We start from the raw sequence: 10,341 nt of genomic DNA, 5'->3' as shown, positions 1-10,341 counted from the left end.
TCGCCGACCTGAACGCCGACGCCCTGGACACAGCGACCTGTGCATACGTCACCGAAGTCGCGGCCGGAACGGCACCAGCGCCCGAGATCCCGCGCACCCCGGGGCCGGTCGAGCGCGAACAGCGCCGCGCCCTGCAACGGGCGGCCGAGCACCCGGCGCCGGCCGGGCTGCCGCCCGCCGCCGCTCTCGACGGCAAGGCCCTGACCGGCGCCCGCACCGAATCGGGACGGGTCTTCCTGGTCGGGGCGGTCGCCCACGCCAGCGGCGCGGTCCTCGGCCAGACCCAGGTTCCGGACAAGCGCGGTGAGGGCGAGGCGGTCCGCACCCTGCTGACCCAACGTGCCCTGACCAGCTGGGTGCTCACCCTGGACGCGCTACACACCACGAAGAAGACCGCCCGCCTGATCACGGACCAGCTCGACGCCCACTATGTCCTGATCCTGAAGGGGAACCAGCCGCTGGCCCGCTCCGCCGCCCAAGCTCTTCTGGCCGGCACCGACGCCGAGTGGACCGAGACCACCGTGGCCGAGGACGACCGTGGGCACGGGCGCACCGAACGCCGCACGATCCGCACCGCCCAAGCCGACGACGCCCTCTTCCCCGCCGCGGGACAGGTCTTCCGCCTGCGCCGCGACACAGGCGGCCTGGACGGCACCTGGACCGGTAAGGAAATCGTCTTCGGCGTCACCAGCCTCCCGTCCGCTCTTGCCGGCCCCGCCCAGCTCAACCACTACGAGCGGGCGCACTGGGGCATCGAGAACAAGATCCACTGGGTTCGGGACGTCACCTTCCACGAGGACAATTCCCAGGTCAGGACCGGTACGGCTCCGCGGGCGATGGCCAGCTTCCGCAACCTGGCCATCAGCACGATCCGCCTCGCCGGACGAGCCAACATCGCCCACGCCCGCCGGGACCTGCTCCACCACGAGGACACTTTCGCCGTCTACAACATCTAATCAACCATCACGAAACCGGACAGAGCAGAACAACGCCGGGGCCGTGCCGCGAGTGGGTGGCTGGTGGCTCCTCCGACATGGCGAAGCGGGCGCGCTTGTGGCCCTGGGTAAAAGGCGAGAACGCACACTTCTACAACAGGCCGGGTCGTTCCCAGACATGAGGAGACCTGGGCTCTGAGCAGCGGTCCACGGTGCACAAGGGGGCTCCCGCCGGATGGTGGGCTCCACCCACTTCGTCATGCGGAGTGTCAGGTGCGGTCGGAAGGCTGCGAATCCGAGCGGTGCGCAACATGCATTCTGGGCTGCGGCCGCTCGCCGGAAGAACGGAACGCTCGCTGCGGTTACTGGCTGGTCCGCACGGCCGTGAGCGAAACACTCCTTACCTTGTTGGCGGGTTGATTCCGGTCCTTCGTACGATCGGGAGACCCAGGGGCCTGGGTGTGGCTGAAAGCGCTCATGCCGAACGTGTGGCTTTGACTGATCGCCCAGTGCCCCGCGACGACACGGCCACTCATTGGGATGAGCGAACAAAGATCGCTTCGTAAGGACACGTCGGCGTGGTCGTCTGCAGGGCCATCAACCGATCGACGAGGGAGGCTCGGGTGCCCGAGCTCTGGGCGGGGACGGATGCCGGCAAGGCCTCGCATCACTGCACGGTGATCGACACGGACGGGACGAAGGTGCTCTCGCGCCGAGTACCGAACAACGAGGCTGAGCTGCTGGAGCTGATAGGCGACGTCCTCGCACTGGCTGAGGATGAGCCGGTGACTTGGGCCGTTGACCTGAACGCGGGCGGAGCCGCCCTGCTGATCGCATTGCTCACCAGTCATGGCCAACGGCTTCTCTATATCCCTGGCCGCACCGTTCACCACGCCTCCCGCAGCTACCGAGGCGACGGCAAGACCGACGCCAAGGACGCCTACGTCATCGCCGACCAGGCACGGATGCGCCGTGACCTGCAGCCTTTGCAGGACTGGGACGAGATTGCGGTGGACCTGAAGATCCTCACCGCTCGCCGCTATGACCTGGCAGCCGACCGCACCCGGGCCATCAACCGACTGCGGGCCCAGCTGCTGGAGTACTTCCCGGCTCTGGAGAGGGCGTTCGACTACGCCGCATCCAAGGGTGCCCTCGTCCTGCTGACCGGTTACCAGACGCCGGCGGCCCTGCGCCGGATCGGTACGAACCGGCTGTCAAGCTGGTTGAAGAACCGCAAGGTGCGTGGCACCCAGGCCCTGGCGGACGCAGCCGTCGCCGCGGCACAGGCCCAGCACACAGCTGTCGTCGGGGAGACCACAGCTGCAGCTGTGGTCCGCACCCTGGCCGAGGCCGTGCTGGCGCTGGACGAGGAGATCACCGGCATCGACCTGCAGATCGCGGCCCGCTTCCGTGAACATCGCGACGCGGAAGTGATCGTCAGCATGCCCGGAATGGGCCCGTTGCTGGGGCGGAGTTCATCGCCTGCACCGGCGGGGACATGGACGCCTTCGGCAGTGCGGGGCGCCTCGCCGGAGTCGCCGGTCTCGCACCGGTCCCACGGGACTCAGGCCGGATCAGCGGCAACATGCGTCGACCACACCGCTACCACCGCCGGCTCTTGCGTGTGTTCTACCTCTCCGCCCAGGTCGCCGCGCGCTTCTGCCCCACGTCCAAGGCCTTCTACGACCGCAAGCGAGCCGAGGGCAAGAGCCACAAACAGGCGATCCTCGCCCTCGCCCGCCGACGCCTCGACGTGCTGTGGGCCCTCATACGCGATCAGCGAACTTTTGAGGCCCAGCCACCTCAGCGCGGTCTCGCCGTGGGCTGATCCCTGTTGTCTTGGGACGTCACGTGCTGCCTGCTGCCGCGGTGCGTCTCAGTTCCTGATGAGAGGCTCGTAGGGGCAACCCTCCGGCGTGAAGATGAGGACGAAGTTCTCTCCCACCCGAACAGCCGCCTCCCGCAAGCGAGCCAGGACGTCTGCTTGGTCCGGAAGGTCGAGGCCGAGGGCTGCGGCGGCACGCTCTCTTCGGGCCACGAGGTCCGGCATGTCCTCCAGGTACTCGGCCGCGAGTTCGCGACTTTCCTCGTCTGTGAACGCTTGGCAGTCGCGCCACCACGGGGCGACCAGCAGCAGCCGCAGGAGCTCGGGCAGGCCGATCGCAACCAGAGCCGCACCTCCTTCGGAGTCGGCATAAAGGATTGGACGTTCCTCGCCGCCTTCACCGCAGAAGAAGTACGTGCCCCCAGCGCCGTCGCCGGCGAAACCCTCGAGCGCGGCGCCCGAGGCTAGGTGGACTTCCTCGACATGGTCGCCTCGGTCCAGGTCGAAGTCACCCGGCCAAGCGAGAAAACGGGCAGCTTCGTCCTGTTCGCGGACGGCAGAGATCAACGAGTCCATGGGCCGCACCTTACGGCTCGCTGGTTGACAAGAATCATTGGGAATCAGTCACACTCCGTGTGACCCGTGCACCCACCGGTGACAATAATCGCTGGAAGGTGACATCCATCGCTGGAAGTCACACTAACGCCAGGGGTCGCCCCTTGCCCCAATGGGAGACGAATGGGAGAAAGATCTTGCCCATCAGGGCTGAATGGAGCTAGCTCAAGCTAACTTAGGCTAGATACCCGCAAGAGGTTTCACCAGGTCAGCAGCTGAGCAGGAGCTTCCTGGGATTCACCGTTGATCCAGACGATCACGGTTCCCCCTCTTCCATAGCCCCCTGTGGCTTGCCCGCAACACCCTGCCGCGAAAACCCGGCTGTGACGATGCCTGTTCCCCGAACGGAACCGCCCGATGCCCATGGCAGGCGTCCGTTCGCATGCGTCCGGCCGTGCGCAGGGCCGTAACGGGGAAGCTGGAACGTCGTTGGAGCGGACACGCCTCACCGAAGACCAGGGGGTGCAGTGTGCGCCGCACAGTACTTGAACAGTTTCCCGCAGGAGGGCCACGGGGCAGTTGGCCTGCGGAGGAGTTCGCGGCGGCCCGCCGCTGCGAGGGCGTCGCGGCCGAGGTGGTGATGGATCTGGAACAGGACGCGTTCCTGGTGGTCGTTCCGCAGCAGTCGCCGGACCGGGGCCGCTGAGGCCGGGGCCCGTGGCCGGAACCGGGTCCTGCTCGATCGGACGGGTCGGGGGCGGCTCCGGAAGAGCCACCCGGTCTCCACTTCGTCATCACGATTCCATCACCAACGGATCAAGTGGCTCCGGGGTACTGATCCGGGGCCGTTACGGTCATCCCTCCATGAACCGCACCAGGGGGGACGTATGTCACAGAGTCAGCAGCCGCCGTGGGGGCAGCCGCCCCAACCGCCCGGCAACAACCCGTACGGTGTGCCCGCTCCGCCGGAGCGTCGCCCGAAGTGGACCCGGAAGCGGATCCTGATCCCGGCCGCCGTCGTCCTCTTCCTCCTCGGCGTGGGCATCGGTGGCGCGGACGATCCCGCCAGGACCGAGAAGACGGCCGATGCGAAGGCCGCGCCGTCCGCGACGGTGACGGCGACAGCCACGGTGACGGCCACCCCGGAGCCGTCGGTCGCCGAGACGGTGACCGCGAGCCCGGAGCCGGTGCCGACCGTCACGAAGACCCGAACTGTCAGGGTGACGGTCACGCCCGCCGCCGAGGATGCCGGCACGTCCGGTGGATCCGGCTCGGGCGGCAGCAGCAGTACGTACTACGCCAACTGCTCCGCCGTGCGCGCGGCCGACGCCGCACCCATCCACGCGGGAGAACCCGGCTACGGGCGCCATCTCGACCGGGACGGGGACGGTGTCGCCTGCGAGTAGCCGCCCTCCGGCGGCGGCCGCAGCGCCCCTACCCCTTGCTGGAGCCCAGGGTGAGGCCCGCGATGAAGTGGCGCTGAAGCAGCAGGAAGACCACGAGCGTGGGCAGGGCGACGATCACCGAACCCGCGGCGAGCAGGTTGTAGTCGGTGAAGAACTGACCCCTGAGGTTGTTCAGCGCCGAGGTGATCGGGAGCTTGTCGCCGTCGGACATGAAGACCAGCGCCCACAGGAAGTCGTTGTACATCCAGGTGAACTGGAGCGTGCCGAGCGCGGCCAGGGCCGGGCGGCACAGGGGCAGGGTGATCCGCCAGTACTGGGTCCAGACGCCCGCGCCGTCGACGACGGCGGCCTCCAGGATCTCCTGCGGGAGGGTGCGCATGAAGTTCGCCAGGACGAAGACGCAGAAGCCGAGCTGGAAACCGATCTGGACGGCGACGACGGCCCAGTACGAGTCGAACATCGTCATCGAGTCGGACATCCAGTAGGGCAACGGGATGCGGTTGAAGACGACGTACAGGGGCGTCACGATCACCTGCTGCGGCAGCAGGTTCCCGGCGGTGAAGAGCATCAGCAGGACGAGCCCGCCGCGCATCTTCAGGCGCGCCAGCGCGAAGGCCACGAACGAGGCGAGGAAGAGGGTGACCAGCACCCCCGGGACCGCGATGACCATGGTGTTGACGAAGTACTTCGTCATGCCGGAGTCGGAGAACGCCTGCCGGTAATAGTCCAGGGAGAGACGGCGCGGCAGCGAGAAGTAGCCGTGCTCCGAGGTCTCGTCGTACGGCCGCAGCGAGGCGTACACCGCGAGCAGGAGCGGGGCGAGGAAGGCGAGCGAGACCGCCATCAGAAAGGCGTGGACGCCAATCCGGCCGGGGCGGGTCCGGCGCCGGCCGGTGGCAGCCGGCGGCGCCGGTGGTGCGGCGGGACGGGCGGGGGCGGCTTGGACGGTCAACGGTTCTTCTCCCCTCGGAGCTCCTGGACCAGGTACGTCACGACGAATCCCAGGGAGACGGCCAGCAGGACCACGGCGATGGCGGAGCCGAAGCCGATCCGACTGGCCTCACCGATGATGTTGTCGGTGACGAGCACCGAGAGCAGTTCGAGTCCGTTGCGCCCGTGGTTGACGGCGTACACGATGTCGAAGGCGCGCAGGGACTCGATGACGGTGATGACGCCGACGATGACATTGACCGGCCGCAGGGTGGGCAGGACGATCCGGAAGAAGGTCTGGGCCTCGCCCGCCCCGTCGATCGCCGCGGCCTCCTTGAGCGAGGGGTCCACGGCCTTCAGCCCGGCGAGGTAGAGGATCATCACATAGCCGGTGTGCCGCCAGGCGGCGGCGAGCAGGACCATCCAGATGTTGAGGTCCGGGTCGCCGAGCCAGTCCGTCGGTGAACCCGTGTCCCCGATGACCGCGTTGAGGGCGCCCTGGTCGCGGGAGAAGACCAGTTGGGCGATGAATCCGACCACGGCGAGCGACAGCACCACGGGCATGTACAGCGTCGACTGGTAGAAGCGGCTGAAGCGCACCCCCCGGTCGATGAGCACGGCCAGCAGCAGTCCGAACGGTGCGGCGACCAGGCCGAGGAAGGCGAGCCAGAGCAGATTGTGCCGGGCCGCGGGCCAGAACTGCGGGTAGTTGGTGAAGAGGTTCTCGTAGTTCTGCGTACCGACCCACTTGATGTCGCCGATGCCGTCCCAACCGGTGAAGGAGAGCAACACGGAGGCGAGGGTCGGTCCCCAGACGATGGCGATGTCGAGCAGGACGGGTATGCCGAGCAGCACACCGAGTACGACGAGGTCGCGGCCGGTGAACCGCCGCGAGACCCGCCGTCCGGTGCGCCGGGCCGGGATGAACGACACGGTCGGTACTCCAGATTCAGTGGGATGCCATCGAGGTCGTCCGGGTTCAGTCGGCGGCGAAGATGGTCTTCTTCTGCCGTTCGATGTCGTTGACCAGGCCGTCGATGTCGTTCGGGTCGCTGATGAACTTCTGGATCGCCGGGATCATGACCGTGGAGGAGAAGTCCGGCCTGGTGTCCCGGTCCAGGAACTGGGAGATCTGCTTCGCCCCGGAGACCAGCTCCACGGCCTTCTTCTGGAGGGGTGAGTACGCGGAGATGTCGGCCTGGTCGCTGACCGCGATGTTGTTCGGGTCGCTCTTGAGGTAGATGTCCTCCGCCTTCCCGGTGGCCAGCCACTTGAGCAGGTCCTTGGCGCTCTCCAGGGTCTTCTTGTTCTTGAGGTTCTTCGACTTCTTGGCCAGCAGGAAGCCGTCGATGGGTGCCTCGACCGCGTCCTGCCCGTGCTCCGGGTTGATCACCGGGAAGGGGAAGAAGTCGATGTCGCTCTGTTCACCCTTGGGGAACTGGGCGCCGGGGTGCGGCAGTCCGAAGACGGCCATGCCGGCCTCCTTCTTCTGGAGGCTGTTGGCGGCCTCCTGCCAGGTACGGCCGTTGGCACCCTGCTGGCAGTACGGGAGGAGCCGACGCCAGGTGTCGAAGACCTCCCTGACCCGCCTGTCGGTCCAGGCCACCTCGCCCGCCATCAGGCTCTTGTGGAATTCGTAGCCGTTGGTCCGCATGTCGATGTAGTCGAAGGTGCCCATGGCGGGCCAGCCGTCCTTGTCGCAGAATGCGATGGGGTCCAGCTTGTCCTTCTTCATCTGCCTGGCGAGCGCCACGTACTCGTCGAGCGTCCTCGGTGCCTGATAACCGCGGTCGGCGAACAGGCTCTTGCGATGGAAGACGGCCCACGGATAGTAGTAGTACGGCGTGAGGTACTGCTTGCCGTCCGCCCCGGTGGACTGGGCCTTCAGCGCGGGCGAAAAGCCTTTGTAGTCCTGCCAGTTGTCACTGATGTCGTGCAGCAGTCCCTTCTCGGCGAAGAACTGCATCCGGTTGCCGGCGAACCACATGAAGACATCGTCCGGCTTGCCCTGCAGATACCGGTTGATGTTCTCCTGAAAGGTGTTGTGGTCGACGGTGTTGACCTTCACCTTCCGCCCGTCCGACTGAGCCTCGTACGCGGCGAAGGCGTCGGCGAAGGCCTTCTTCGGAATCGGGTCGGAGGAATTGGACCCCAGGGTGATCGTCTTCCCGTCGCCACCGGGGCCGCCCCCGCAGGCGGTGAGCAGAGCCGGTACCGCCACCGCCCCTGCACCAACGGCCGCACCGCGCAGCAGACTTCGCCTGGACATCCGATGTCCTGCGACGCTGCCCGGCACACCGGACCTGCCGTAATCAGACTGCGTCATGCCCAACTCCTCCGGAGATGCAACCCAACACAACCGAACGTGCGATTGGATCTCACCCCCAAGTGGTGGTGTCGTCAAGGGGTTTGACGAGATGTCGGGACAACCGCCGCCGCCCCCTTCCAACAGACTTCAACACGCTCTAACGTAATCGCACGCCTTGGCGTGCACATGCTGTCATCCGATCATGGACGAGTGCGGAGGAACGTAACGATGCGTCATCTTCCAACCCGTACAACCCGAACCAGCCATCGTGGAGTCATCGGAGCGCTGATGGCCGGGCTGCTGTGCGCCGCGGGGGCGACCGTTCCCGCCGCCGCGGACTCGCCTGCTCCCGCACCCGCTCACACCGTGACTCCGCAGTCCGGAAACGGCCTTGCGCTCACCCCGCCGATGGGTTTCAACAATTGGAACTCGACGCACTGCCGGGCCGAGTTCGACGAGTCGATGGTCAAGGGCATCGCCGACATCTTTGTCGAGAAGGGCCTCAAGGACGCGGGGTACCAGTACGTCAATCTCGACGACTGCTGGGCGAAGCCTCAGCGCAATGCGGAGGGAAAACTGGAGGCCGATCCGCAGCGCTTCCCGAACGGGATCAAGGCCGTCGCGGACTATGTCCACTCCAAGGGCCTCAAAATCGGCATCTACACCAGCGCCGGAACCAAGACCTGCGACAGTGTGGGCCTCCCGGGCGCGCTGGGCCACGAGTACAGCGACGCACAGCAATTCGCGGACTGGGGCATCGACTATCTGAAGTACGACAACTGCAACAACCTGGGCGTCGACGCGAAGAAACGCTATACGACGATGCGGGACGCGCTGGCGGCGACCGGCCGGCCCATCGTCTACAGCATCTGCGAATGGGGCGAGAACAAGCCCTGGGAGTGGGCCGGCGAGCTCGGCAACCTCTGGCGCACGACCGGCGACATCAACGACAGCTGGGGCAGCATGCTGTCGATCATGAAGCAGAACCTGCCCCTCGCGGCCGCTGCCGGGCCCGGACACTGGAACGACCCCGACATGTTGGAGGTCGGCAACGGCGGCATGACGGACACCGAGTACCGCACCCACTTCTCCATGTGGTCCGTGATGGCGGCGCCGCTGCTCATCGGTTCCGATCTGCGCAGGGCGAGCGCGGAGACCTTCGAGATCCTCTCCAACCACGAGGTCATCGCGGTTGATCAGGACCCGCTCGGCAAGCAGGGCACCGTGCTCTCCTCCGCCGGCGGGCGCTGGGTGGTCGCCAAGGAGATGCAGGACGGCAGCCGCGTCGTCGCCCTGTTCAACGAGACCGGCAGCGCACAGCGCATCGCGACGACGGCCGAGGAAGTGGGGCTGCCGAAGGCCGACGGGTACACGATGCGCGACCTGTGGGAGCACAGGTCGTACAACACAGCGGGCACCGTGGCGGCGACCGTCCCGGCGCACGGGACGGTACTGCTGCGGATCGCCGCCGACGGCACATGGGCCACGCAGCCGCCCGCGGTGGAACTCGGCCTGGAATCCAGCCCGTTGATCGAGGCCGGACGCACCGCCACGCTCACCACGACGGTCACCGATCTGGGCCGTACCCCCGCCAGGGAGGTCTCGGCGCTGCTCACCGGCCCCTCGGGCTGGCGGGTGAAGGCGGTGTCGCCGACCGGTTCACCGACTCTGCCGACCGGCCGGTCCCTGACCACCCGCTGGCAGGTGACGGCCCCCGCGGGCACCCCCACCGGCGCGTACGACCTGGCATTCTCCGCCCAGTACCGCTCACCGACCGGGACGCGGGTACGGTCCACGGTTCCGCTCCGGGCCCATGTGGTGGTCGCGCCACCGACGGGCGCCGGCTACCTGAGTGATCTGCCGCAGCTCTCCGCCACCAACGGCTGGGGCCCGGTCGAGAGGGACACCAGCAATGGTGAGAGCGGTGCGGGCGACGGGAATCCGCTGACCATCGGCGGCACGGTCTTCACCAAGGGCCTCGGCGTGCACGCCGACAGCGCCGTCGAGTTCTACACCGGCGGGGCGTGCGGCACCGTGACGGCACAGGTCGGGGTCGACGACGAGAAGGGCGCCGCGGGGACCGTCGCCTTCGAGATCTGGGCCGACGGTACGAAGGTGGCGGCGACCGGTGTTCTGACCAACGCGATGCCCGCCCAGCCGGTCGCCGCGGATGTGAGCGGTGCGCAGGTGGTACGCCTGGTGGTCACCGACGCCGGGGACGGCATCGATTCCGACCACGCGGACTGGGCGGACCTGCGGATCACCTGCTGACCAGGGGTCGCGGTGGCGGCGACGCCGCTCGTCCGGCCGCCGGGCGGGCTCCAGGACATCGCCCCGGAACCCGCCCGGCGCCGTTCGTGCGTTGCGCCGGGGGCTGACCGG

General features: G+C 67.4%; 8 protein-coding genes and 1 pseudogene. 5 read left to right on the top strand and 4 right to left on the bottom strand.

Going from position 1 to position 10,341, the window contains the following annotated elements; genetic code table 11:
• Both ABZY11_RS39230 and ABZY11_RS39225 read left to right on the top strand, forming a co-directional pair.
• Positions 1–956 (top strand): ISAs1 family transposase (locus ABZY11_RS39230; RefSeq protein WP_356483749.1); only part of this gene is annotated, 956 nt, incomplete at its 5' end.
• Positions 957–1,558: 602 nt separating this feature from the next.
• A pseudogene (locus ABZY11_RS39225) lies at positions 1,559–2,763 on the top strand (IS110 family transposase).
• A 48-nt stretch (positions 2,764–2,811) separates the two neighbouring features.
• Here the strand turns inward: ABZY11_RS39225 and ABZY11_RS39220 are convergent.
• Positions 2,812–3,336, bottom strand: coding sequence for a hypothetical protein (locus ABZY11_RS39220; RefSeq protein ID WP_266424997.1), 525 nt, complete (start codon positions 3,334–3,336; stop codon positions 2,812–2,814).
• A gap of 508 nt (positions 3,337–3,844) precedes the next feature.
• Here ABZY11_RS39220 and ABZY11_RS39215 point away from each other — a divergent pair.
• Together ABZY11_RS39215 and ABZY11_RS39210 are read left to right on the top strand one after the other, a co-directional pair.
• A complete protein-coding gene (locus ABZY11_RS39215) occupies positions 3,845–4,021 on the top strand; it encodes a hypothetical protein (RefSeq protein WP_177328097.1) in 177 nt (58 codons plus the stop codon).
• Positions 4,022–4,202: 181 nt separating this feature from the next.
• On the top strand, positions 4,203–4,721 hold the full coding sequence (locus tag ABZY11_RS39210; RefSeq protein ID WP_356483748.1) for an excalibur calcium-binding domain-containing protein: 519 nt from the start codon (positions 4,203–4,205) through the stop codon (positions 4,719–4,721).
• Between the two features lie 28 nt (positions 4,722–4,749).
• On the opposite strand, the gene ABZY11_RS39205 is transcribed toward ABZY11_RS39210, so the two are convergent.
• The 3 genes from ABZY11_RS39205 to ABZY11_RS39195 are packed head-to-tail and all read right to left on the bottom strand — an operon-like array spanning position 4,750 to position 7,920.
• Positions 4,750–5,673, bottom strand: coding sequence for a carbohydrate ABC transporter permease (locus ABZY11_RS39205; RefSeq protein WP_356483747.1), 924 nt, complete (start codon positions 5,671–5,673; stop codon positions 4,750–4,752).
• Positions 5,670–6,584 carry a sugar ABC transporter permease gene (locus ABZY11_RS39200; RefSeq protein ID WP_356483746.1) on the bottom strand — a complete coding sequence of 305 codons (915 nt, stop codon included), beginning with the start codon at positions 6,582–6,584 and terminating at the stop codon, positions 5,670–5,672. The genes ABZY11_RS39205 and ABZY11_RS39200 overlap by 4 nt, the downstream gene beginning before the upstream one ends.
• Before the next feature lie 46 nt (positions 6,585–6,630).
• Positions 6,631–7,920: an ABC transporter substrate-binding protein gene (locus ABZY11_RS39195; RefSeq protein ID WP_356483750.1), complete on the bottom strand. Its 1,290-nt coding sequence runs from the start codon at positions 7,918–7,920 to the stop codon at positions 6,631–6,633.
• Positions 7,921–8,187: 267 nt separating this feature from the next.
• Between ABZY11_RS39195 and ABZY11_RS39190 the strand changes: the two genes are divergently transcribed.
• Complete coding sequence (locus ABZY11_RS39190; protein ID WP_356483745.1) at positions 8,188–10,230, top strand: NPCBM/NEW2 domain-containing protein; 2,043 nt, start codon at positions 8,188–8,190, stop codon at positions 10,228–10,230.
• Positions 10,231–10,341: the final 111 nt, after the last annotated feature.

The organism is Streptomyces sp. NPDC006510, assembly GCF_040611955.1.
GTDB lineage: Bacteria > Actinomycetota > Actinomycetes > Streptomycetales > Streptomycetaceae > Streptomyces.
This window is presented reverse-complemented; position numbering and strand designations above follow the sequence as displayed.